Source organism: Photobacterium sp. DNB22_13_2 (assembly GCF_052873915.1).
Map to the genome: position 1 here is coordinate 165223 of NZ_JBNNXU010000003.1, position 24582 is coordinate 189804.

The 24582-nt window shown below is 46.7% G+C and carries 28 protein-coding genes; 14 read left to right on the top strand and 14 right to left on the bottom strand.

Annotation, left to right across the window (positions count from 1 at the left end):
* The first annotated feature begins 89 nt into the window (after positions 1-89).
* The 8 genes from ACVA58_RS06245 to ACVA58_RS06280 all read left to right on the top strand — a co-directional run bounded on the left by ACVA58_RS06245 (position 90) and on the right by ACVA58_RS06280 (position 7637).
* On the top strand, positions 90-1256 hold the full coding sequence (locus ACVA58_RS06245) for a Card1-like endonuclease domain-containing protein (protein ID WP_446509586.1): 1167 nt from the start codon (positions 90-92) through the stop codon (positions 1254-1256).
* A 340-nt stretch (positions 1257-1596) separates the two neighbouring features.
* Entirely contained in the window at positions 1597-1902 is a 306-nt protein-coding gene (locus tag ACVA58_RS06250; RefSeq protein WP_446509587.1) for an isoamylase early set domain-containing protein, read from the top strand.
* Positions 1903-2094: 192 nt separating this feature from the next.
* The gene (locus tag ACVA58_RS06255; RefSeq protein ID WP_446509588.1) at positions 2095-3234 is read left to right on the top strand and encodes a tetratricopeptide repeat protein; all 1140 of its coding nucleotides are present in this window, start codon (positions 2095-2097) and stop codon (positions 3232-3234) included.
* A gap of 16 nt (positions 3235-3250) precedes the next feature.
* Complete coding sequence (locus ACVA58_RS06260) at positions 3251-4765, top strand: reductive dehalogenase (RefSeq protein WP_446509589.1); 1515 nt, start codon at positions 3251-3253, stop codon at positions 4763-4765.
* Positions 4765-5082, top strand: a complete 318-nt coding sequence (locus ACVA58_RS06265; RefSeq protein ID WP_446509590.1) for a hypothetical protein — start codon at positions 4765-4767, stop codon at positions 5080-5082. The genes ACVA58_RS06260 and ACVA58_RS06265 overlap by 1 nt, the downstream gene beginning before the upstream one ends.
* A gap of 76 nt (positions 5083-5158) precedes the next feature.
* Complete coding sequence (locus ACVA58_RS06270; protein ID WP_446509591.1) at positions 5159-6430, top strand: 4Fe-4S binding protein; 1272 nt, start codon at positions 5159-5161, stop codon at positions 6428-6430.
* Complete coding sequence (locus ACVA58_RS06275; RefSeq protein WP_446509592.1) at positions 6427-6651, top strand: hypothetical protein; 225 nt, start codon at positions 6427-6429, stop codon at positions 6649-6651. The genes ACVA58_RS06270 and ACVA58_RS06275 overlap by 4 nt, the downstream gene beginning before the upstream one ends.
* Positions 6652-6764: 113 nt before the next feature.
* Positions 6765-7637 (top strand): AraC family transcriptional regulator, encoded by an 873-nt coding sequence (locus tag ACVA58_RS06280; protein ID WP_446509593.1) that lies wholly within the window; start codon positions 6765-6767, stop codon positions 7635-7637.
* A 9-nt stretch (positions 7638-7646) separates the two neighbouring features.
* Here ACVA58_RS06280 and ACVA58_RS06285 read toward each other — a convergent pair whose 3' ends face one another.
* Positions 7647-8591 carry a LysR substrate-binding domain-containing protein gene (locus ACVA58_RS06285; protein WP_446509594.1) on the bottom strand — a complete coding sequence of 315 codons (945 nt, stop codon included), beginning with the start codon at positions 8589-8591 and terminating at the stop codon, positions 7647-7649.
* A gap of 119 nt (positions 8592-8710) precedes the next feature.
* Here ACVA58_RS06285 and ACVA58_RS06290 point away from each other — a divergent pair, with 119 nt between their 5' ends.
* The gene (locus ACVA58_RS06290) at positions 8711-9274 is read left to right on the top strand and encodes a sugar O-acetyltransferase (protein WP_446509595.1); all 564 of its coding nucleotides are present in this window, start codon (positions 8711-8713) and stop codon (positions 9272-9274) included.
* A gap of 26 nt (positions 9275-9300) precedes the next feature.
* Positions 9301-9855 (top strand): class IV adenylate cyclase, encoded by a 555-nt coding sequence (gene cyaB, locus ACVA58_RS06295; RefSeq protein ID WP_446509596.1) that lies wholly within the window; start codon positions 9301-9303, stop codon positions 9853-9855.
* 14 nt (positions 9856-9869) lie between these two features.
* Here the strand turns inward: cyaB and ACVA58_RS06300 are convergent, their stop codons facing one another.
* From ACVA58_RS06300 to ACVA58_RS06330, 7 genes are all read right to left on the bottom strand, one after another.
* Entirely contained in the window at positions 9870-10274 is a 405-nt protein-coding gene (locus tag ACVA58_RS06300) for a VOC family protein (protein ID WP_446509597.1), read from the bottom strand.
* A gap of 93 nt (positions 10275-10367) precedes the next feature.
* Positions 10368-11558, bottom strand: a complete 1191-nt coding sequence (locus ACVA58_RS06305; protein WP_446509798.1) for a hypothetical protein — start codon at positions 11556-11558, stop codon at positions 10368-10370.
* A gap of 29 nt (positions 11559-11587) precedes the next feature.
* Entirely contained in the window at positions 11588-12271 is a 684-nt protein-coding gene (locus ACVA58_RS06310) for an ABC transporter ATP-binding protein (RefSeq protein WP_446509598.1), read from the bottom strand.
* A 41-nt stretch (positions 12272-12312) separates the two neighbouring features.
* Entirely contained in the window at positions 12313-13569 is a 1257-nt protein-coding gene (locus ACVA58_RS06315) for an ABC transporter permease (protein ID WP_446509799.1), read from the bottom strand.
* A 1-nt stretch (position 13570) separates the two neighbouring features.
* Positions 13571-14800: an ABC transporter permease gene (locus tag ACVA58_RS06320; protein WP_446509599.1), complete on the bottom strand. Its 1230-nt coding sequence runs from the start codon at positions 14798-14800 to the stop codon at positions 13571-13573.
* 23 nt (positions 14801-14823) lie between these two features.
* The gene (locus tag ACVA58_RS06325) at positions 14824-15573 is read right to left on the bottom strand and encodes an outer membrane lipoprotein-sorting protein (RefSeq protein ID WP_446509600.1); all 750 of its coding nucleotides are present in this window, start codon (positions 15571-15573) and stop codon (positions 14824-14826) included.
* A gap of 26 nt (positions 15574-15599) precedes the next feature.
* Positions 15600-16280 carry a TetR/AcrR family transcriptional regulator gene (locus ACVA58_RS06330; RefSeq protein ID WP_446509601.1) on the bottom strand — a complete coding sequence of 227 codons (681 nt, stop codon included), beginning with the start codon at positions 16278-16280 and terminating at the stop codon, positions 15600-15602.
* A 328-nt stretch (positions 16281-16608) separates the two neighbouring features.
* Between ACVA58_RS06330 and ACVA58_RS06335 the strand changes: the two genes are divergently transcribed.
* Positions 16609-16800, top strand: coding sequence for a hypothetical protein (locus tag ACVA58_RS06335; protein ID WP_446509602.1), 192 nt, complete (start codon positions 16609-16611; stop codon positions 16798-16800).
* An 18-nt stretch (positions 16801-16818) separates the two neighbouring features.
* Positions 16819-17130: a hypothetical protein gene (locus tag ACVA58_RS06340; RefSeq protein WP_446509603.1), complete on the top strand. Its 312-nt coding sequence runs from the start codon at positions 16819-16821 to the stop codon at positions 17128-17130.
* Between the two features lie 85 nt (positions 17131-17215).
* Here ACVA58_RS06340 and ygjK read toward each other — a convergent pair whose 3' ends face one another.
* Together ygjK and udp are read right to left on the bottom strand one after the other, a co-directional pair.
* Positions 17216-19792, bottom strand: coding sequence for an alpha-glucosidase (gene ygjK / locus ACVA58_RS06345; RefSeq protein WP_446509604.1), 2577 nt, complete (start codon positions 19790-19792; stop codon positions 17216-17218).
* 660 nt (positions 19793-20452) lie between these two features.
* On the bottom strand, positions 20453-21220 hold the full coding sequence (gene udp / locus ACVA58_RS06350) for a uridine phosphorylase (RefSeq protein ID WP_107349594.1): 768 nt from the start codon (positions 21218-21220) through the stop codon (positions 20453-20455).
* A gap of 393 nt (positions 21221-21613) precedes the next feature.
* On the opposite strand from udp, the gene ACVA58_RS06355 reads away from it, so the two are divergent.
* A complete protein-coding gene (locus tag ACVA58_RS06355; RefSeq protein WP_446509605.1) occupies positions 21614-22237 on the top strand; it encodes a LysE family translocator in 624 nt (207 codons plus the stop codon).
* Between the two features lie 6 nt (positions 22238-22243).
* Here the strand turns inward: ACVA58_RS06355 and ACVA58_RS06360 are convergent, their stop codons facing one another.
* Together ACVA58_RS06360 and ACVA58_RS06365 are read right to left on the bottom strand one after the other, a co-directional pair.
* On the bottom strand, positions 22244-23008 hold the full coding sequence (locus tag ACVA58_RS06360; protein WP_446509606.1) for a GNAT family N-acetyltransferase: 765 nt from the start codon (positions 23006-23008) through the stop codon (positions 22244-22246).
* 64 nt (positions 23009-23072) lie between these two features.
* The gene (locus tag ACVA58_RS06365; protein WP_446509607.1) at positions 23073-23516 is read right to left on the bottom strand and encodes a CopD family protein; all 444 of its coding nucleotides are present in this window, start codon (positions 23514-23516) and stop codon (positions 23073-23075) included.
* A 107-nt stretch (positions 23517-23623) separates the two neighbouring features.
* Between ACVA58_RS06365 and ACVA58_RS06370 the strand changes: the two genes are divergently transcribed.
* A complete protein-coding gene (locus tag ACVA58_RS06370; protein ID WP_446509608.1) occupies positions 23624-23785 on the top strand; it encodes a CCGSCS motif protein in 162 nt (53 codons plus the stop codon).
* A 107-nt stretch (positions 23786-23892) separates the two neighbouring features.
* Here ACVA58_RS06370 and ACVA58_RS06375 read toward each other — a convergent pair whose 3' ends face one another.
* Both ACVA58_RS06375 and ACVA58_RS06380 read right to left on the bottom strand, forming a co-directional pair.
* Positions 23893-24153: a hypothetical protein gene (locus ACVA58_RS06375; protein WP_446509609.1), complete on the bottom strand. Its 261-nt coding sequence runs from the start codon at positions 24151-24153 to the stop codon at positions 23893-23895.
* An 82-nt stretch (positions 24154-24235) separates the two neighbouring features.
* Positions 24236-24538: an antibiotic biosynthesis monooxygenase family protein gene (locus ACVA58_RS06380; protein ID WP_446509610.1), complete on the bottom strand. Its 303-nt coding sequence runs from the start codon at positions 24536-24538 to the stop codon at positions 24236-24238.
* Positions 24539-24582: the final 44 nt, after the last annotated feature.

Genomic DNA, 24582 nt, shown 5'->3' on the forward strand with positions numbered 1-24582 from the left:
CGTCACTGACAGACTAGTAAGCACGGGCCACCCTTTGTATTCCATTATCGATGAGCCGGCGCAGTCGCAGATAACGCGTAAGGATAAATATGATTACACATGTTGGCATTATCGATCTGGACCCCGTAAGGCTGATCACCCCACTTCTCGACCACGGCGTCCCAGCCGATAAGATGATTTTTATCGGTACAGAGTCACAACAAGAACAATACGACCGACTGGCGTCTATTCTTCTACCTCGTAATATTGAGGCCGAATTTTTCATCATCCCTGACTCCATTAACATCACCAGCATTCGTGCGCGTATTATCGAACTTGCTGAAACACTCAAAGCGGCGCAAACCGAAATCTGGTTCAATGCCAGCTGCGGCCTACGTCACCGCTTGTTATCCGCCTATGAAGTCTTTCGCACCTACCACTGGCCAATTTATGTGATTGAACCGTTCAGTGATGAAATGTGTTGGCTATATCCAGCAGATCGTGAACAACAGCAAGTTGAAGACCGCATCCAATTATCCGATTACCTAACGATTTTCGGTGCCCGTTGTGAGCTACCAGAAAACTTGGTGCCAGAAGAGCTTAACGACCAACTGTGGGAGTTGGGGCAACGCTGGGCGAGCTCAGCGCTAGAACTTGGCCCTGGCCTTGCGACCCTCAATTATTTGGCGACAACGTGCCGAAAGGAGCAAAAGCTGGATGTGGGATTGAGCGAGAAACAGCAAGGCTACAAAGAGTTGGGCATGTTGCTCAACGACTTGGAAGAAACCGGCCTTGCGACCTACCATGACGGCATCCTAACCTTCAAACATGAAGAAGCTCGCCGCTTTGCCAATGGTGAATGGTTGGAGAACCTGGTGCACAGTACTGTTCGCGCTATCCAGAATGATCTTCCGACCATTCAAGATCATTCGCTAGGGGTTCAGGTTTACCGTCAAATTGGCGACCGAGAAGTTCGTAACGAGCTTGATGTCGCGACAGTGGTGAACAACAAGCTCCATATTATCGAATGTAAAACCAAGGGAATGCGTGACGACGGTGACGATACCCTATACAAACTTGAATCGCTACGAGATCTCCTTGGTGGCCTTCAAGCCCGCGCCATGCTGGTTAGCTTCCGTCCATTGCGTCACCACGATTTGGTTCGCGCTCAAGATCTTGGTCTGGCAATTATCGGCCCCGATCAGCTGAGTGATTTGCAAACGCATCTCCATAACTGGTTCAAAGATGCCGGTGGCCAGAGCCACAATATTGCCTAGTTAAGAAGAAGGCTAACCACTGAACAAGAGGGCCGCTGTTGTAAATACAGCGCCCTTTTCTTTGCCCCTACAGACGACATAACTACCCAGTAACAACGTCCCGTCGTTCAGGAATGAAGACAAACAGTACCGCAGAGGCCATCAGCCCTCCCCCACAAATTATCCTCTGACACAACACCAAATAGTCATGGAGTACAAATTCAGTGCAATGATGCACCATTGTGGAGCAGTTATCTTCATTTTAACCAGTGCACACCCGGCACCTCCTACCAACTAACCCTCTGATTATTGGCATTTAATTTGCTTATTTTTATTCAATGGATTTTTCCAAGGAGTGAAAATGATTAAAAAGCGCTTTTTTAAAACCAAAGATGAAGTGGAAGTGACCTTTGAATGGCCCAAAGGGGGAAGTACAACAAAAACAGTGGCTGTTTCAGGTGACTTTACCCACTGGCAGGCAACCCCGCTGAAGCTCAATAAGAAGAAAATCTTCAGCTTGAAGCTGCGTCTGCCCAAAAATAGTCAGTATCAATTCCGATATTTAATTAATGGGTCAGAGTGGGAAAACGATCCTAGTGCGGATGACTATGTTCAAAATAGTTTTGGTAGTGACAATGGGCTGCTATCAACACACAGTAACTTGTAACAATTAGAAATATTTACCAATAAATACAAAGGGCTAAGAGTCATTTAGCCCTTTCATCCCGACTAAATCTATTGATCAAAATCATAATTACTAGCAAAGGGATATTTTCTACCTAAAACGGGGGAATTTATACCTTTTGACCATTTCCTGATTCCACAATACTTAAGCTGATCTTTCACCAAGGACACTCGAATGATTAGCAGTAAGTGGATTGAGCTTTACCAATATATCAAGGGGCACATTGAACACCTCCCTGATTCTGCCGACGTATTAACACCGCTCAATGAGCGCCTGTTGTTTCTAGAGGTGCAGTTTCCCAAAAAACAGCATCGCCAACACGCGAATTGGGGTTTGGACGAGACACAAGAGCAAAGTCATGCCGATTGGTTAGAGCATGAAGCTTTTACCTTTGTCATGAGTGACGAGATAGCACGGCTAGAACTCAACCCTACCCAGCTAAAATTTTTGTTCGAAACCCTGATGGCCGCACAAATGTGTCAGCTCGCGATGGTGGCCATCAATAAGCATAAACACTTGCTAACTGAAGACGAATTCAAAACTAGCTGTGGCTTGGTGTACCAGCAGCTAGGTGATTACGACATGGCAAAATCGATGTTTGGAGAAGCGATCGCCCTCAATGCCGACAACCCATTACTGCACTGCCACCTTGGCTTTACCCATCTTTATCTTGGTGACAGTGAGCTTGCCGAAGAGAGCTTCAAACAGAGCATTACAACCGATCCAGCCTTTATCGGCGGATACCAAAACCTTGCCGGGCTGTATTACCAAGAAGGTAAATTTGATCTTGCAGCCCAATATGCAGAGCAGGCCTATTCAAAAGACCAATCACTGATATCTACCTACATTACGGCCACCAGCAGCTATTTGGCGCTGGGAGCAAACGATCAAGCTGATAACTGGATCACTCGCGCCTTCGATAACAACGTTTCATCTATAGAGCTGGTGCGACTGGCGGGGATTTGTGCCCATCAACAGGGTCGTCTTGAGGAAGCCTTAGAGGCGTTGGATCAATACCTCAGCGTCACCCCTAACAACTTTGATGTGCTCAATATCCGTACCCACATCAAAGCTGAACTCAAGCGCTATGACGACTTGGAGCCTGATCTACAGCAACTACTGACCTTTGAGCCACATGACGAGTGGGGACTCGAACAACTTTTCCTTTGCTACTTCCATACCGAGCAATGGGCAGAGGCACAGCACGTCATGGTTGACCTCAACAAGTTATCAGCCCACTACAAAATTACTCACCGAGAGCTCATCAATACCATCAACAAGAAACTGAGCCTCGACGTTGTCGAATTAAACTAATACACAGGGAGCAAACGTGAGAGAGAAAACAGAACAAGGCGTTGCCAATACATCGCGGCGCGACTTCTTAAAGCTAGGTGGTGTGGCAGCTGCGACAGCCACCGTCGGAGCTGCTGCTGGGGCTGGCTTTGTGCTAGGACGCGATCCGGATGCCAATGTCGGCTGGGGTCGTACCGAAGCGGGAAAAGATATGTATTTTAACCGCGAACCCTTCCGAGTGGATGTCCCACCGACAATGGAAGTGGTCAGCGAGCCGATTCGTCCTGAATGGAACGACTTCCTATTCCACCGAACCCGTGCTTTGGGTAAAGATATGAGCAATGGCTGGGTACCCACCCGAGACTGGCGCGATATTCCCAATGAGCGGGTCAAGGAGTACTACTCCCGTCACCCTGAACGGTGGGATGATATGTACCAATCGTTCGAAGAAAAAGCCAAACACGAACAAAATATTGAGCAGCATCGAGACCGGTTTGCTCTCGCTTGGGCCTATTCTGCAGCTTACTTAAAAGGCAATAGCAGTAACTTTCCGCCTAAACCGCAGGGCCACCCCGAAGAAGTTGATTTTCAATGGGTAAAACGCGAGCCTAAGCCGTTTAAATCGCCGAAACATGCCTCAGAGCTCATCAAGAAGATGGCGTTTAAGTTCGGCATGAGCATTGTCGGTATTACTAAACTAGACCCAAGCTTTGTGTTCAAAAATACTATGCGTGGTATGCCCGATTGGGACGAAAGCATTCCTAAGCACTGGAAGAACGTTATTATCTTCGGCACCCCAATGAACTGGGATCCGATGTACGCATCTATCGGTTACTCAACCTCCTATGACGGCTACTTCCGCGCCAAGAATGCCTCAGGCTTGATGGCAGCCTTCTTGGGTGAATTAGGCTATGCCGCCCGCCCACAATGGCCTGGCTCAGATTATGAAATTGTTGTCCCGCCGCTTGCGATTCAAGCCGGTATGGGTGAAGCCGCTCGTAATGGCATCTTACTTACTCCGGAGCTTGGACCAAATATCCGCCTTGCCGCCGTGATCACCGATTTAGATTTAGAGCCAGATAGGCCTATCGATACCAAGGTGAAACACTTTTGTGAAGAGTGCAAAATTTGCGCAGATTCTTGCCCAAGTGGCTCTATCAGCAAAGCCGATAAACCCGATGCCGTCGTCAGGGGATTTCGCAAGTTCGACTTCAACCAAGACAGTTGCTGGACCATGTGGCGCCAAGGCCCAACCGAAACAGCCATGGGGTGCCGAGTGTGTATTGCGGTATGCCCGTATACCCGCAAGAACAACTGGATCCACGCCTTGGTTAAAGAAACCGATCCACGAGATCCAACCGGGTTGACACGCAAAACTCTGTTGGCAATGCAGCATAACTTCTTCTACTACCCAGAAGCTGATGCGTACCACGGCGATTGGAACGGTGGACGATTTGCGGGTTACCACCAGCCACCGGAATGGCTGCGCAGTGAAGACTACCTCAATGTCGAAAAGACTTGGGATTATGACGGTAACTGGGAGGGCTTCTAATGTTTCCGCAATCAACAATTTTAGACCCGCTATTTTGGATGGCATTCGGCGCATTGCAAGTACTGGTCTTTGCCGGTGCCAATCAGTGGGCCAAGCAATATCAGTTAGGCATGAACAGCTGGAAATGGGCTTTGGTCGGTACCTGGTGGGCATCACTGGTTCTCACCATTGCAGGGGCATTCACCTTGCTGGGTGAAAACGAAGGACTAGCTGGTTGGTACTTCCTTGGCTTTGTCGGTACAGGCCTCATCATCGCCGGTGCCGTTCTGTTAAGGGTACTCATTGCCTTGAAGCCTAAACACGGTATCGAGAGTTAAATCCGTTTTGATTTTATGATGATAGGAACAAGCCATAGGGCATTCTCAATAGATTGCCTTGTGGCTTTAGAAAGCTATGGAAAGAAAGACCAAATCCCGTCGTAACAACACCTTCGATAAGTTCGTCAGCATCTTGTCGATATTGGTATTAGTATTTGCTTGGTACTTGGGCGGACAACGCACCAATGACTCCCAAGCTCAATTCTTTGAGTCCGTGATAGCCAGTGACGAAAAACTGATTGAAGTAACACCTCAGCTTTATCTGGTTATGGCAAATAGTTCTGGGCATAGCACTCCAGGACATAGCGCAGACATAGAGCCGCAAAACAGCAACACATCCGAGCCTTTGAAATGGATCGGCTTTGGCTCTGGTGTGGGGTATGGTGGCGAATTAACGATTGGCGCGGTCTTTTCCAACCAAGGAGAAGTGGAAACAATAGCCTTACTAAACACCAAAGAAACGACGTCATATTTCGATAAGGTGGTCGAGCAGAAACTACCTGAAGCATTACTCGCCCAAAATATCAAAACGGCCCTGTCGGTAGATGCGATATCCGGTGCGACACTGACCTCAGAAGCCTATACCCAGGCATTGAACCAAGCGGCGGATCCGGTACGGATGCAGCTCTTTGGCTACCACTTTACCGAGACAAAACCTGCATGGCATTACCTGAAATGGCTTGATGTGGCAGCCTTCGTTTTCTTCGCCGCGGCAGTATGGGTCAATCGCACCCGCTCCGAACACAAGGTCAAAATGAATGTTGCCCTGTTGGCAGGCTCTACCCTTCTGTTTGGTTTCCACTCCGCATCGCTTTATTCGGCGTCAACCATGGGAGGCTTGATTTTCGGTACTTGGATTGGTGGTGTGGCTAACTACACCCCATTTATTTTGCTGGTCCTGAGTATTGGCTACATCCTTTACTACAACCGCAACGTGTATTGCCAAAGTCTCTGTCCGTTCGGTGCTGTTCAGCAATGCTTGGCTAAAGTCGGTAAGGCCAAGGCATCACCGATACGCCAAACGTTCTTTATCTGGTTTCCACGCTTCTTGCTACTGGCCACGTTGTGTCTTGGGGCCTATTTCCGTAACCCAGCAGCTTTTGTCTATGAACCCTTCGGTATCGCTTTTGGCATGATTGGTGGTATGTACCTGTTTATCCTAACTGTGATGATCCTCCTAACCTCGCTCATCGTCCGTCGACCGTGGTGTCAAAGTTTGTGTCCGATCAATACTCTCACTGACTTTGTCGTATTCAATAAGCACTGGCTCAAACAGATGACCAAGCCTAAGCGTGCGGTGAAAAAGCAGCGATCTGCAAACGAAAAGCAAGGTGGAGGCACACAATGAGGCAGCGTATTTCCTTCGTTTTCTATTGCTTGGCATCGGGTATCATCATGCTGCAAATTGCATCGAGCCTGATGGCATTGAGTGGTGAGGAAAACCAACATTCGTTAGTGCATATGGTATCGCGTCAATCTGAATCGCAAACCAAGATGATTAAGCAGAACACAGAGCCGAAAATCGACTTCCAGAAAATGGCTAAAGATTTAACACAAGAAAAATACTAGAGCGAGAAAGTAAGCTTCGGCTAATTACTTTACATTCTGTGCTCTAAATTAAATCGAGTAATAAGAGCTTAATGTCTTCTAATACCATTAAGCTCCTTTTTTTGAAGAGACATATGACGAGTCAGTGCATCCCCCTCGAGCGGTTGAAAAGAGAAGTGAACCTTATCAGCCCCTTCATCAATCGGATATCAGATCTCTATACCCTCAGAGGGCTAGAAGCCGTCTCGCGTCCGCATCGCTTGAACTTCAGTGCGTTAATTTATATTACTGAAGGCCAAGGATTACACTATGTCGAACATCAACAACACCGGCTTCGGACTGGCTCCATTCTGGCTTTGGGTAAAAACCAAATCCATGCATTTGCCAAAGAAAGAACAGTCGATGGCTACGTACTCTCCTTTGATTGCAGCTTTCTATCCAACGGCCAAAACGACCCTTATTTTGACCTGTTGCTAGCCGCCATGGGCCACATTAATTGCATACACCAAGTTGAAGATGACATCGGGTTATTATTCCATACCATGGTTGATGAATTTAAATCCACCTCAGAATTTAAAGATGAGATCATCCGCAATCTCATCCGTTCTATCATTCTCAAAGCGGTGGTGCCAAGTTATCAGCAACAGTTGCAATCGACTCAGCGCATCGGCCACAACGACTATTACCGGTTAAAAAAGTATATCGATGAGCATTTTCAGGACAGGCCAACAGCAGGTGATATCTCATTAGCCTTGGGGAAAAGTATCAAGCAATTAGACAAGCTCGCTAAAGATCATGCCTGCCTCAGTGTCAAAGAGTTAGTCGATGAACGGGTCTTGGTTGAAGCCAAGCGCCTATTGGCCTTCAGCCAGCATTCGATTACCGATGTCGCCAACCGGTTGGGGTTCAATGAAGCCACTAACATGACCAAATTCTTCAAGCGCCATACCGATGTTAGCCCCAAGGACTTCAGACAACTGTGCAAAATGGGGTTACACCAGAAGTAGCCCTTACTTCTATTCGTTGCCAGCAAACTGATTAATAATGAGTTCGCGTAACCACTTGTGGCTAGGATCATTATCAAACTGTTTATTCCACAGCAAAAACTGGCCGCCTGGCTCCAGATCTATAGGCAAGTTCTTGATCTCTATATCGGCGCTATCGACAAACTCTCGCACACATTCATAAGGGTATGTCGTTAGCAGGTCACTCTTTTCACACAACCTAACCGCACTGGCAATATCCGACATATTCACCGCGTTGTTAATCTTCAACCGTTTTGAATCCAGCACTTCATGCAGCAGCCAGCTGGTAACCCCGCCTGTTACAACCTGAATATGGCGGTATTTCAAAAACGTCTCTAAGCTCCACACTTCTTGCAACGCAGGGTGTCCTCTGCGCATCACACAAGCGGAAGCATCTCGCACCAGTTCTACGTAACTGAGTGAGTTTGGAATGGTCTGGACATGCGTTTTCGCCCGGTTGTCCCACTCAAAAATACCGATGCCAAAATCAACGTCCCTTCTCTGCAAACGCTGAATACTATTTTCATTCCAGTCTCGGCTATTGATACTAATATTAGGAGCTTCGGTTAGCGCCGCTGGCACAAAACGGGGATAAATCGTCGAATAGGCCGTTTCAATCAAATCGATATTAAACGACCGGGTACTCGTTTCAGGCTCAAACCGGTCAGGATCACTGAGTTGGTCAACCTGAAGTAAAATCTGTTGTAGCTTGGATTCCAACGCCAGCGCTTTAGGGGTTGGCAGCAAACCTTTTGACTCCCGCTCAAACAAGGGGTCATCAAATACTTGGCGAAGCTTTGTCAGCTGTTTACTGACCGCAGATTGCGACAAATACAGTTTTTCTGCCGCCCGGCTGACACTGCGCTCTTGCAATAACACATACAGGCAAATCAACAGGTTCATATCATTTTTTAGTAAGCGCGATAGATCAATCATGATATTCCCTTGATCCTACTGTATTAAGCTTCTAATCATATCATGAGGTCGCTATAGTTCTTGGTAGAATACGTACTTGGCTGTTTAACAGGCCCAATTAGAAACAGATTGGAAAGACAATGACCGAATTCGAAAAAATGCTGGCAGGCGAAGACTTTGATGGTGGTGATCAGGGGATCAATCACATTCGTGACAACGCGGCAAAAGTAATGCACACCCTTAACCAAACCACCGATGAACAACAACGTGGAGTGCTTCTCAACAACCTTATGGGTGACATAGCTGCTTGTAGTATCGTCCGATCTCCTTTTCACTGCGAATTCGGTAAAACCATATTTATTGGCGAAAAAACCTTCATCAATATGAATGTCACCATGCTGGACGGTGCCAAAATTACCATTGGTAACAATGTGCTCATTGGCCCTAACACCCAGTTCTACTGCGCCAGTCATCCACTTAACTACCTCGAACGCCGTAAATGGGCAACGGTGTGCAAACCAATCACTGTCGAAGATGATGTGTGGGTAGGTGGAAACGTCATCATCAATCAAGGAGTCACCATCGGTGCCCGCTCTGTGATTGCAGCCAACTCAGTCGTCAATTCCGATATTCCGCCTGATAGCCTCTACGGCGGTACGCCAGCCAGACTGATCCGCCACATTCACGAAAATGAGCAAGATTGAAAACAGATACGGAAAGGTAAACCAGAATGAGCGTTGAGCATTTCAAAGGTAAATATGAGGTTGAACTCAAGTACAAGGTTCAATCTAAGCCTGACTTTTTACAGGTACTCATTGCTATTCCCCATGAGGTTATGGTGATCGACAACAGCGAAACCGATTGGTACTTTGACACACCAGATCATTCTCTTTCAGCCCAAAACAAGAGTGTTTCTATTCGCGAAATGGAACCTTCCGGCATCAAATTATGGATAGTGAAAGGCCCAGAGGCTGATCGCTGCGAAGCAACCAATATCACCAATGCCAACGCAGCCAAAAGTATGCTGGCGACTATGGGTTATGAGCCCTGCTTGGTGATGAATAAAATACGCAGCATATACTTCGTCGGTCAGTACCACATTACCTTGGACTATCTAGAAGGCATTGGGCATTTTGCTGAATTTGCCATCATGACGGATGATGAATCGAAATTAGCAGAATATAAAACAGAGCTTAAGCAGCTGGCTGGCCAGTTTGGCTTGAAGGATGATGATCTTGAACATCGCTCATACCGCACGCTATATCAAATGCAGTCAACGCTCTAGCTTAGGTATGTCAGCTATACCTTCGGCTTGAGCTCCACCACATTACCTTCGGGGTCATGAATGTATACCGAGCGACCGAAGCCTTCGGCCCCGTAGCGATCAGCAAAGCCTTCGCAAGGAATGTTGTGTTGACGTAAATAGGCAAGAAGCTCTTCTTCTGGAACGGATGCTATCTGCAGGCAGAAGTGGTCGAGGTTACGGCCATTTTGTCTTGGCGGTTTGCCGCCAAGTTGGCCAAACTGACTATCGACGGTTACGAGATCAATCAAAGCATTACCAGCACGAAGTTGTACCAACCCCATATCCGTTGGCAACTCACGCTCCACATGCGCGCCTAATACCTGACAATAGAAATGCAGCATATCTGGCAGTTGGGTGGTCCTGAGCACCACATGGTCAATCCCTTCGAGTTTTATCATCACATTTCCCGTTACACTGTCATTGATACCAATAAGCACGCATAAATAACAATTATTGCCTTTATTGCGAGCGATTACCCAGTTTGGACTAATTCAGAAATTCCAGCGAATCTGGGCAAATAGCAAAGTACTGGCCGTTTCCCCAAACAAGCTATTGCCACTGCCATCAAAACGCTGAATCACTCCGAGCAATTGCCAGTCATCGGCCAGCGAATAGCTGTTGCTTGCACCGACAAAATACGACCCGTCATCATAATACGACGCAGATAAAGTCAGGCGGCTAAGCGGCGTGATATCTAAACTGGCATCAGCATAAGTGGTCCAGCGGGTAAAGCTCAACGTTCTGGCGGTCAGGGGCAAATTCAAAAAGGCGATGGCATTTTGTGGGTCTTGCGGGTTCGATATATACAACACCGCCCCTCGCGCCATCCAGTTTCTCTGACCACCGAAACTGTAATCGGTTTCGAGGGTAGCGACTGCGGTATGCTCAAGCGCCTCTCCTTGCCACTCGTCCTGATCAGGTTCAAACCAGCTAAATTCTCCTCTTACCCCTGCACCTTCAATATCGCCGGCAAAGCCCGCACCTATCACATTATCCAGCAGGGACTTTCCGGCCAACATCTGATAGTCCCAGCCGTTGTGATTAAACAAATAGCGCCCGGCATAACTGTTTAGGTCGCTATCTGAGTTTGGGTTGAAGACCAGATCCACTGAGCTGGCAAATCCTAGCTTACGGCTGACCATCACCGCATCGGATCCAGAGCGCTCTTCATAATCAAAGTCGTAGATAGAGTAGGAATTGAAAATATCATTCGGATTCCACAACGTTGCCATTGCCCAGTTAATACGGAACCGCCCACCACGTACCTGCCAGTCATCACGTTGCCAATTCACATACAAGCGGTCAAACTGGCTATTACCCACCACCCCTTTCTTATCCAGCCAGTTTTTCGACAGATCCATATAACCGGTATCTATCGCCACCAAATCGCCGTAACCGGGTATGTCTGCGGTATCACCAAACAATAAACGGTTTCTCATACCTACGTTAAATCGCAACTGCTCATTGAAGCGATATTCAAAATTGAAACGTTGATGAATTAAGTGATCGAGGCCATTGGAGCCACTATCAGGCAAAGTTCCTGTTGCCATGTATTTCACGTAGCCATTAAGATCCCAATCTTTTTCCGGCTCTAATCCCGGGATCTGTGCATCTACCTTCGGGGAAAAAACGCCCAATAAAGCCAGTAGCAGCGATACGTTTCTGATCGGGTACCTAGTCATGGCTTTGGAAAGAGCATATTGATAACTACTCACTGCCGGCGATCCTCTTTCAGCTGCCCGTCTTCAAATACAATCACTCGCTTGGCTCGTCTTATCACCCTAGGATCATGGGTGGAGAAAATAAAGGTTGTCCCTTCTTTTTCATTCAGTTGTTGCATGATATCAAGCAGCTCTGCGGTACTTTGCGCATCAAGGTTAGCGGTCGGTTCATCGGCCATGACAAAACGCGGACGAGGAGCCAGCGCCCTCGCCACCGCAACTCGCTGTTGCTGCCCACCAGACAGTTTAGCAGGACGCTTATACTGCTGACTTTGTAGGCCAACCTGAGCCAGCAGCTCACTGGCCCGCTGGCGACATGTCGCTTCATCATGCCCTTGCAGCTGCATCACGAACTCGACATTTTCCAACGCTGTCAATACCGGCAACAGGCTGTAATCTTGGAAGATAAAGCCAATGTGATCACGGCGAAAAGCAATCAGTGCCTTCTCATCCAGCTGGCAAATATCGCAATCATCAATATGGACGCTGCCTGAACTGGGAGTATCAATACCACCGATCATATTGAGCAGGGTTGTTTTTCCTGAACCTGATGGCCCCATGATCGCGACAAACTCCCCTTGCTGGACCGTTAGATCGAGATCTTTGACAGCGTGAACAGGGAAGTCACTATCCGGATTATAGGTTTTGCACAGTTGGTTTATTGAAATAGTCATCCGTTTCTCGCTATCGTTGCTGATCTGTCAGTTCGTGCCTATCAGTGTTTTTCTGCCATGGCATCAACAGGGCGTTGCTTGAGAATTTGCCGCGCAGGATAAAGCGCCGCAAGAAGGCTTGCCGCAACGACAGTTAAAAAAATCATGAGGTATTCGGCAAAAGACACATGAGGGTATAGCAAGGTATCAACACCAAATGCCCCCAACCCTTCCGCCATCGCCCCTAACGGGATCCCGGTGTACTGCAGCACACTAATCAACAGGATACTTGCTAGCAAGCCAAGTCCAGCCCCGGCAATCCCTAACCATGCAGTTTCCAGCATAATCAGTACAAAGACCCGATGTTTTTGCATGCCAACAGCCATCAGCACACCAAACTCCCGCGTTCGCTCAAAAACCGACATCAGCATAATATTAACGATACCAAAGCCCATTGCGACGACGAAGATACCCAACATAATGGCATTGCTCAGTCCCTGCTGATTGATAATCGAGGCCAACATCGGCTGTACCTGCTGCCAGTCCCTGATGCGGTTTCCAATATATTTGCTAGTGTTCTGATTCATCCGATTATTCGTTATCAATAGCGCTTCTTTCAGCCGTTTAGCTTGCACCATAGCGGCGTTATCACTATCGAGCAAAATGGCAATCTCGTGGGCACCATCAATACCAGCAAGTGCGGTTAAGTCCACTCGGCGGACAAAAACATTACCATCGTCGAAACTAGTTGAAGGGGTCTTGAACATCCCCCTTACCCTGAACGCTGCCCCACCGACCTCGCCGACCGCATCGGTAAAAGTCAGCACCACTTTGGATCCAATACGCAGCTTGAGGCGAGATGCTATTTTCTCTGACACTAAAACCGGATTTCTCCCCTCTTCGCTTAGCCACTCACCTTGGGTTATGTTCTCTGCCAGTGGGGTGACTGTTGATTCGGTCTCAAAATCGATGCCATTGATTCGCACACCACGATTACTGCGCGCGGATGCCACCATGCCATCGGCCACAAACCTTGCTGACCAACCTTTCAACCCCGGTAAGGTCGCTATCGCTTTTTCAACCTCGGCCAAATCAACAACCGTATTTTTAATGTCAGGATCATCGAGATACAGCTGATTTTGGATTTGGATATGGCTGGTTTGCCAAGCAATGGCATTGTGGACCATGCTACCGTACATGCCAGAAAGGAAACCCATCATGGCGACTACACCCATCAGGCCAAATATCATTGCCCCCATCATGATCCCGGTACGTAATTTATTACGCCAAAGGTTACGCCACGCCAATTTGAATAACATATCAGTTCGCATGGCTACCCCCTTTCAAGGCACTCACCACATCCAAGCGGCGGATCCGCCACATCGGGTATACCAGGCAAATAACTAACAGCACCAAGACAATGAACACTTGGTCAAGCATCAGTAAAGGATCCAGTGCCATCGGCAAAATCGGCTCCCAGCCCATTTCCATTACCAGTTCGGCTGTTTCCCCAGTTAACGCAATCGGGTTGAAGTAGAACCACACCAACACAGGCAAGGTGATCACCATACCGACCACAACACCCAGTATCCCTATCATCAACGACTCCAACCCAATCAGCGCGATGATCTTGCGTTTGAGCATGCCTGTGGCGAGCATAACGCCAAATTCACGCTGTCGCTCTAAGGTCATCATCAACAAGGTGGCGAATAAGCCAAACCCCACCACACCGTAAAGCAAATACATAATGAAGATACCGCCGGCCTTATCCATTAATATCTGCTGAGCCATCTCCGGCGCCAGATCCTGCCAATCCCTGACATTCACCTCGCCTTTATAGTCATCACTCAACTGTTTGAGCGTCATGGGTAATTGAGCCAGTGGCTTAACATCCATCACCCACGCCGTCACTTGCTCTCCTGTGCTATAAAGGGTTTGGGCAAGTGCGATAGGCATATACACCAATTGGTTATCGAGTTGGGCCACAGGAAAATCTAGGATCCCTTTTATCCGATACAAGCCTGCAGCGGTTTGCCCCCGGTATCCTTGCCCATACAGAACCAATTCATTACCGACATCCAAACCGAAATAACGGGCAACACCTTCGCCAATCAACACTTGCTGATCATCAGGCGCCAGAAACTCCCCCTTCGCCAAGCGGTTGGAAATACCTGAATAACGGTCTTCTGCCATAGTATCGACCCCAAGCACCATAACTCCTTTGGACTTATCCTCTGAGGCGGCCAAGGCAAACGACTCTATACGCGGCAAGATACGGGCTATGTTCGAATGAGACGCTGCAGGCTGAAGAAAAGCATCATCCATCGGCAACAAGTCATCAATGCTGTGACTTTCGGCGAACTCTGGGTGCTGAAGCTGAATGAGTCCGGTATAGAACCTCGCCGCATTTTCAATGTTATTGGCATACGTACCTTCTTGCAGACTGCGCATGAACAACGACAATGCCAACGTCAGCGCCAGAGCAGACGCGGTTAAAATTGTCCGCCTCTTCTGTCGCCAGATATTACGCCAAGCCAATTTCAGTAACATGGTCTTTCCTTGTGAAAATCACATTAGTCACGCAGGGCCTTCATCTGGCTTTGGGAGAAAAAACTCTCTTTGATCGGAAAATTAAACTGGGCCTGATGGGTAATGATCTCGGTTTTGTTTCCCGGTTTATCGGCGGGGATCATTTCCATTCGTGAAGCAACCTGGCGCCCACCCAACATCTTCACATCGTAGGTATTCATAGTATTGATAAGCTCATCGAATTCATCGTAAAACTCCACCTTGCGTTGCAAGTAGGTCTTTTGTGAAACCCATAATCTCACCTTGCTCCAAACAACGGGTGCGTTCGGCTTTGCTTTAGCATCTATCACCCAACTCGGATCGTTATCGAACACTTCTTTACCCACCATTTTATGGGTGTAATCGACCACGATGGATGACTGGTTGATCAAATCATCATTGGTGAAATCCGAGCCCATCCACGACTGTCCCAACATCGAAGGGGCGATTTTAACGACTCGCTCGATACTCGGTAACCAGTTCCACATTTCTCGGTATCGCTTGAGGGAGGCACTGCCTTTATCTTTGGCTGGAGCGGTAATCAACACCAGGGACAAGTCCTGCCCTTTGGTCCAGCTTTTCATGCTCATGGTACGGGTCCAATCCGGACGGACAATTCGCATCGTTGCCTCGGTATAGCTTGAATCACCGCGCATCTGTTGATCAGATTGAGTAATAATGGATGTCGCCGTCTCAGCCGAAACCCAAGCCGGAAAGCTCAGCAAGATAACCAGTAAAACGGTAAGTAATCGCATCTCTAATCCTTTTATCAAACTGAATATTAATCGGTGAACCACGCATGTAGCTGTTCGTCATCAATTAAAGGCATACTGCCTGCTTCTGCCCCTACCATTCGCTCTAGAACTTGTTGTGTCGCTTCCACCTCTTCAACTACACCATCAAACAGATCTTGCATCTGCTCGGCTTGAAGCATTTTTCGAGTGAGCTCTTCAGAAAAACCGTTAAGAACGGTCACCATTAACCTAGCCGTCACCGCAGGCGAAGGTACATCGAATACCTGCTCTTGATTACCTTGGCGGAGGATGGCCTCGTAATAACTGGCCAGTAAGGCACTCACTTTTTGCATAAAGCTATGCTTCAACTGAAGGTTTTCATCCAGGTTGATGATTTTTACAAACCCCAACATGATCTCTTTCTGGCCAATTTCCCACTGGTTGGTTCGGCGCAACAGAAGAGTCCATTTGGTCAAAGCACTTAAACTGGGATCATCCACCAGCCCTCCAATCATCTTGCGGTATTGCACCAGCATGTCATTACTCCAGGCTTCCAACACGGCTTGCTTGGAATCAAAATGATGATAGAACGCCCCTTTAGACACACCGACATACTGAATAAGATCATTGACCGAGGTATTGGCATACCCCTTGGAGAAAAACAGCGCATTGGCCGCCGAAATAAACTCTGCCCGCCGCTCTTGCGGTGATTTAATCACTCTGACCATCACATACTCTGCCACAGACCGACCGACGGTCGGTATGTATATACCTTATGCCTTACCCATAAATATCTCAAGTTTCAAGGCTAAAGCTTATTACTTGTTTTGCTACAGGCAATTTCTTTTTGAGCGCTCAACGTCCATCTTTTTTAGTCCGCTTACATGCCTGCCTTTACATAGCTTTGCACTTCAACGGATCACGTTGACCTTGGCTGATTTACACTGCTGCAATAGCCTAACTTTTCTTATCACGATGAAACCAATCAGACCTAATTTAACCAACTATGATGTCACTCGCCTGCTTGAGCGACACCTTGCTGAAATGGAACGAAGAATGTGGCGTAGAGTAGTCATGACGCTCGTTCTCGTCGTCAGTTTATTCTCGGGTGTGAACTACCTTATCTATACTGATCTGAAGAAACTATCTACCGACGCTATTCGCTACTCTATCGAAACCAAGCATCATCTTCTTCTTATTGAACATGTGATCAGTGAAGAAGGTGGTAACACAACAATGTCAGGGTAAGTTGTCTGAGAGGTTTACATGACATTCAAACAAGCAAGTATCGCAGCACTCATGTTGTCTGCTAGTTCGTTAGCTTTTGCTGATATCCGCATTATTGATACCCAAGCAGGTAGTTGGGTCAAAGTGATGGAAGATGGCAAACCCGCGGCCAACGCAAGGGTTAGTGTTAGCAATCCTTCCAACCGCGGCAAAGTGTATAAAACCAATGAACACGGTGAAGTCTTTATCCCTTTGCATACCCACAATTCCAGCACCTTAACTTATTCAATACTTACGGAAGAGTGGAATGAATATACTCGCCTGAGTCTGCATACTGATAGCTTTGATTAACCGGAAATGAGCACTTCTAAGAGCCTCAATGAGAAAAGCCAGCTCTATTGAGCTGGCTTCATTTTATGCATCAAGCAACTGATGATCAGTTCTTAAAGAATTCACGATAAAGCATATACATATGGGCTGCACTCCACGAGAAGTTAGTTGCGCCCTGGACAGCGCCAGTTTCTGGGTTGTAGTTTTCACGAATCGCGCCGTCTTCTGTCATTCCTTCGGCGTTAGCAAATAGCTCATTGGCCATATGAACCGCTTCGCTGCCATAACCATATTGTTCCATCGCACGGACACCAAAGTAGAATTGGTCTAGCCATACTCGGCCACGCCAATAGATATCAGCATGATAAGCAGGGTTCGTTTGTGATGCCGTCGGAAGCGAAATCCCCTCGCCGATATACTTTTCAGATGTATTGAACTCTTCTGGATTCATCATGGTTTGCGCCACTTTATCGGCCAACTCTTGAGTCGCAGCGCCGTTGAATAATGGTCCCCACCCCTCAGGGCCACGTCCACGTTCAACAATTGGCTCACCCGCACAAGCAATGCCATTTTTCATTACAGGAACTGGTGTGCCATTTGAGTCAACATTCATGTGAATATCGTAGAAGAATTCCGTATCAGCATCGAACATACAGGTATTAATGTAGTTCTTGATATCTGCAGCGCCATCCAAGAATTCCTGGCCGCGTTGCTTACCTGGGACACTGCTTGAGACAAGGGTCGCCATTTCTGCCAAGTACTTGTTGTCAGAATACATGTATGACGCTTGGTCGACTGACTCCTGCAACATAGAGAAACCTAGCAGTTCATCATTACTACCGCGGTTCTCGGCAAAGCGGACTTCCCAGTCTTTCTTCGCCGCTTCTACATCACCGTTATGGTTAGCATCAGCGTAGTCTTTCAGTTGTTCTGCAGAGATAAAGCCAAAGCGGGCAGCGTTATCCATACCCGACTCCCAGCCAGCCGCTTCCTGCGCGCCGACATGCAGCTCTTGGTATATAACGTCATCCAGAATGGTATTGTAGTTATCCATTCCTTTAACTTTGTATTCATCGCCATCTTGTTCAAGGATATTCTCTTGGCCAAATTTAGCGACAAGATCTTCTTTTGTCGTCACCCACACATACATGTGGCCATCTTCGGTATTATGCGCCGGATCAACCGCTGCACCATATTCCGGCACACCGTTATTGTTATGATCACGGTTAGTCAGCCACCAGTCATGGTAGGCCACCAACTTAGGATACATCTCATCAATCCACGCTTGGGCATCTGCTGGGCGGTCAAACTCATGCTTCAGCGCATTATAGACTTCCATCACCGACCAAGCTGCCAATGACGGTTTTGTGTTCCGTTCGTTCCAGTTTTCTGAGCCAGCACCATCACGGCTTTCCGGTAAGGTATAGGTCACTACATCGAGCAAATAACCTTTATCTTGCGGTCTGATAGGATCGCCTTCCTGTACTTGGTATTCGAATACCGTACGAATATTGTCCATCGCGACATCAGGGTTGAAGTGCGCCATGGCATAAGCTTGTTTCCACGTATCCCAAGGCCACGTCAAGTTACCAGAGAACCAACGTGCCGTTACCGATGGTGTGACTGTTGCTTGATGAACATCCCCAGCCGCAGAGCGCCAGTTACCGTTCAGGGTCATAATGGCTTTTACGCCTACCCGGGCCTGTGCATCCGTGGCTTGGTCGTTCACCATCCCAGAATTGAGGTACCCTGCCCAACGCTCATCCGCCGCAATCATGTAAGGCTGAGGATTAGCGAGGATATCAGAAATCTTGGCTTTCTCTTTGCTGACTTCGTCGCTGTTATGCAAATGGGAGTAAGTGGTGTAAATACTCGCGGTTCCCTTTGCTGCTAGGGGCTGTTGAGCCACTGAGGCAAACGAAATCTCGTTAGGCATCACGTGGGTTTGGGTGCTGACAGAACGGGCAATACGGAGCTCACTGTCATCGTCATTACGGATCGCCCAGTTGCCTTTCATATCACCAAAGGTGATGGTTAAGCCGTTATCCGTGGTGTGGATCTGACGGTTGTAGTCTGGGTACATTTGTTCAACCGTTTGTGTTTCATAACCTTCTGTCGAGCGGGCTTTTTGCAACAGTTCACCATCCCACAACAACTGCAGATCCATCTCTTGCGCTGTAAGGTTGGTCAATGTGGTTTCAACTAACGAGGTACGATCGGTGACAAAACGCAGTACCATTTGCACTTCAAGCTTGTCAGTCTTAAGGATCTGCACCAGTGCGCCTGGCGTGCTATACACCTTGGCGTCAGCAGAAGATAAGTCAATGACCTCACCGCTGATAGTATCTGTGATATGAAGTTTGTCGAAAGTCTGGCCTGACATGAAGTGAGCATATTCTTGGGTCACCTGCATGATCCCACCAAACGAACCGTAACCTTGTTCATCAGCAGGTAGCAAATGACCATGCCAAGCGCCGTTATCGACAAACGCATTAAACTTCAAATTACTGTATTGATCGTAATCACGCAGAAATTCTGGCGAGCCACTGCGGTCTATTACATCAATGAACTCACTGCTTGGTAGCCCTGCTACTTTTTCGTTCGTACTACTGCTGCTATTACATCCCGCCAATGCGAAGACAGAGCCCATCAACACGGCTAAACACGTTTTACGAAAAATCATTAAAAAATCCCCTAATGCCACCCGCCGCCGTGATCTGTTTGATTCTTGTATTGGCTGACAGGCGCTATTTTTATTAAGACATAACAAGCTTGTTTATTTTCAAGAGGGATAATAAAGAGTAAAGATTTAAGTAAAACAGATCGCCATCACAGTAAATTTTTTTAGTAAAACAATTAATCACATAAACTTGAATAACCATCCGTAACCCACTGAAAAATAATTCACAAATGCACCATAAACACGGAATCAATATCACAGTTAATATTTTACTAACTTTTACTTTATTGAAAGCAGATCACTGTTGGTAAAACAGTTTATTTGTTACCTAAAGAAACGCTCCAGTTTGGGCAATACTGGTAAGGTTGAGCTTAACATCACACAATACTACTTGTTCATTATCATAAATAATCGAAGCACTATTTATTCGGGTAACAATCTCAACAACACTTCATTGCAAATGTAACGCCAACCTTGCTTATGTAACAGTGGAAACAACGAAAACACTAATCAGTACGAGCAAAATACAGGCTGTATATTTATGCAGTCATCAATAGATGACAATCTACACATCAGCTCCCGCCCTCCCGTAAAAAGGACATAAAAAAAGCCAGCTCTATTGAGCTGGCTTCTCTATATTAGTTGGCTATGTAATTTAAATTATTACTCTGCAAGCATGCGGCGAGCAGCTTCAACTACAACCTTGATTGAACGCGCTTCTGTTTCTTTCAACGTCGCGTGATCTGGTGTTTCTTTCTGAGTACGGTTGATAATAACGCCGGCAACACAACCCGCACGTAGACCAGAACTTGCACACATAGTTAGCAAGGTTGCTGATTCCATTTCGAAGTTCAGCACGCCCATTTCCTGCCATTCTTTCATTGAGCCCTGGAAACGACGAACAACGCGACCTGAGAATGTGTCGTAACGTTCTTGACCTGGGTAGAAAGTATCGCTTGATGCTGTCACGCCAGTGTGAACTTTAGCGCCATCGGCAACACAAGCCGCTTTCATTGCTGTTGCTACATCGAAGTCAGCAACTGCAGGGAATTCCATTGGTGCAAAGTGCAGACTCGCGCCATCTAGGCGAACAGAGCCTGTTGAAACAATCATATCACCTACGTTGATATGTGGCTGAATTGCACCAGTGGTGCCAACACGAAGGAAAGTACGTACACCCAACTGTGCCAATTCTTCAACAGCGATAGACGTTGATGGACCACCGATACCAGTAGAACAAACAACAACAGATTTGCCATCTAACTTCGCGCGGTACACCGTGTATTCACGAGAGCTTGCAAGAAACTCTGGGTTGTCCATTAGGTTAGCGATTTTTTCCACACGAGCAGGGTCGCCAGGAATAATCGCTAGTTCTGCACCGTTAAGGTCCGCTTTGTTCACACCCAAATGGAATACTGCGTTGTCAGACATAATCATATCCTTTCTATCTTTGCCGCCTGATAGGGAGTTTGAGGTCAGCGGCTGGTTAGTTTTGTTTATACCTAAATAATTTCAATACGCTGTTTTAACAGCTTAATCAATATATTGAAGTCACTTGGGTATAAACACATACTCATAAAAGAGCTCGTAGAACACTTAATTACGATAGCCGATAAAAAAAAGCTTTTGAGTGATCACAATCACACTAAGAGAAATTGAAGTAATTTCACGTTGCAAGTATTAGTGACGCAGATCACCAAAAATCGTTTGCTCGTGCGGCTTATCACACTATTTTTTATTACTGAGTTAAACGATAATAGCCCCTTATTTTATCTATTTCCCACACTGCCCCGTCAGTATAGTTAACTGCAAGGACGTTATTTAATGATCGACTTCGCCATATTGGCTGTTTTTATTCCCACTTTCTTTTTCGTCTCAGTGACACCTGGCATGTGTATGACCTTATCGATGACACTAGGTATGACCATAGGGGTTCGCAAAAGCTTGCCCATGATGTGGGGAGAGCTTATCGGGGTGGCGCTTGTATCCATTGCCTCAGTAATAGGTGTTGCAGCCATTATGCTCAACTACCCCGCCGTGTTCTTATTCCTAAAATATATCGGTGGCGGCTATCTATTCTGGCTGGGCATTCAGATGTGGCGTTCTCGGGGCAAGCTGGCTATTCCTGATAACCTTGATAATGAGGTTGATACCTCACCAATCGGTTTGGCGATTCAAGGCTTTGTAACCGCTATCGCCAACCCTAAAGGCTGGGCGTTTATGATTTCGTTACTGCCCCCTTTTATCAATACTGACAAAGCATTAGTGCCGCAGTTATCAGTACTGATCACCATTATCCTAATCACTGAATTCAGCTGCCTATTGCTTTATGCCAGCGGTGGTCGAACATTACGCCGGTTTCTGCAACAGCGTGGCAATGTACAGATGCTCAACCGCATCGCCGGCTCACTGATGATGGGCGTCGGGATCTGGCTAGCGGCAGGGTAACCCCGTTTAGGTTTGGAAAATGTAAGGCGTGGTTTTGGAGATAAAGACAAAACCACGCTTTTCGACTATCGGCCGGCTCATCTCTGATGCATCGATAATCAGATACTGCTTACCTCGAGCTTTTGCCTCATTGATCCGCTTATTGAGTAATAGTGAATAATGTCCTCTTCCTCTATAAGCTGCTACGGTACTACCGCCCCAAATCCCAGCAAAAGGGCTATTGCCATTGAATACAATCCAAGCGGAAGTCACTGGCTTGCCGTCGTCATATACCACGTAGATTGAAATATCATCGGGCGATTGGGTTTTCATGTTCAACAGGTGGGTATATTGCCAATCATAATTCCCACCCCATACATGCTCCTGCACGCTGACAGCATCTCTGATCCCTTTGGCGTCAAAGACCTCAACATACAGGCTTTCATCAATCTTATTTTCAGATACGGTTGAGAGGTCTAATGCCATAAATGACTCGGGCTCTTGTTCTATAAAGCCACTTTTTTTCAATAGCTCACCGATATTATGCGGTGAATCGGTACAATATGTTTTCCACTCGAACGATTGGCCGTGCTCAATAAAATAAGCCTTCTCCCGCTCAATGACAGATTTTGCATTTTCTTCTGTCACAGAGAAAAAGGAAACATAGCTGCCCTCAGGATTATCTGCGACAAATTTAACGACGTTGTCAGTCGCAATCACCGTACCGTCTATCGGCTTTATGATTTTTCTTTCATACTTGTTATAAGCATGCATTACGTCCATTGTATTCATGATGCCCTAATCTTAACTAACCCACTGAAATTGTTTGTTTCTATCTACCCTTTGTATTTGCTTATCATACCAACCATCCAACACGGAAGGAGACACCGACCAGTACAAACAATACCGAGATCACTGTCACGGGAATAATATGCCAAGCCATATCCCATAAGTTAGCGGGGGACAGTTTTGGGATCACCCTGAACCTTGCGTCCAGCGCAAAGAGTACGGTCGCTGCCAGCAAGAGTAACTTAGCCATGATTCCATGGGCCGGTGGAATACTGGTATCAAACCACAGCGTGATATCTGGCAACATGCGATAAGCCAGCATTAACCCCGTTACAACCTGAACGATTAACGCAGGCATACCGATTTTTTCATATACCTGCTCAAAATCCGTTAATTGCTGTGGGTTACGATTTTTTAACACCGACGGAAGGATCACCAGCGACAACACAATATGCCCACCAGTCCAAATAGTTGCAGAAATAATGTGTAATGAAAGTAACAAGCCAAACATGCTTTCTCCCTAAATGATCATTGACAGTCATGATAAACTCATCATAACATGCATTCAGAATACAACTTAGTTAAGTTATCACCCAACAGCATCAGGAGAGAAGTCGAATGGCTATTTCATTTACCAAGATTTTTAAGAAAGACAACGAGAAATCCGAAGATAAAAAACTTGTGGAGCATCCTGCTTCAAGTGAAGTTCAGCAGGCTGAAGAGACTAAACCAGCGAAGAAACATGGTGAACCCGGTTTTTGTTGCGGTTCTTGCTCGTAACCACGAGTGCATACAGGGATATTTCATATGATGCTTGCATCAACAGCATATATCCCTGCCGCTTAATCAGTTCCACCGGCACGACAGTATACGAAGCAATAGCATCTTTATTTTCCTGACTTTCCCTTCAAACCAGAATGTAATGCCTTCGCTTTGGTCTTGGTGCCATCCTGATAAGCAGTAAAAACATCAACATCCTTTTGACCTGATAGGTATAACCAGCCATGTATCAGCGACGTAAAAAAGGAGATCACGATAATAAATATCGGAACAATACCGAGTCCACTCACATTAAATGTCGCGAGTCCTATAAGAAAAAAGAGCGCTGAAATTATGGCGATTTTTTTGTTTCTTGATGATTTCATCATTGTTAGCCTCAATTAAAGATGAGAAAGAAACATAACCCTTTTCTGCTACGCACTTTATGAGGTCAATAACAATTAGATAAAATTAAACCTTATCCCGATCGAAACTATATTGCCTTTTCACTTCAACCACTTGTACTGTATATGACTGATACCACTTCTCGCGGCCTAACTGCTGGGCCACTGCATGCTGGCTGTCTTGGTGCCAACGCTGAATATCGGCTTCCGTTTCCCAGTAGGAGATGGCAATTTCCTGCTTGCCTTCTGTTACGGCAATAAAATCCAAACACCCATATTTTTCAAATGCCAGCTCACGCATTACAGCTACCATTTCTGAATACTGGGGATCCTGAATACCGGCTTTCGCCCTGAAAATAACCGCAAACATTAACCACTCCTTGGTAATAGATATTTAGAAATTCGTATACCGGT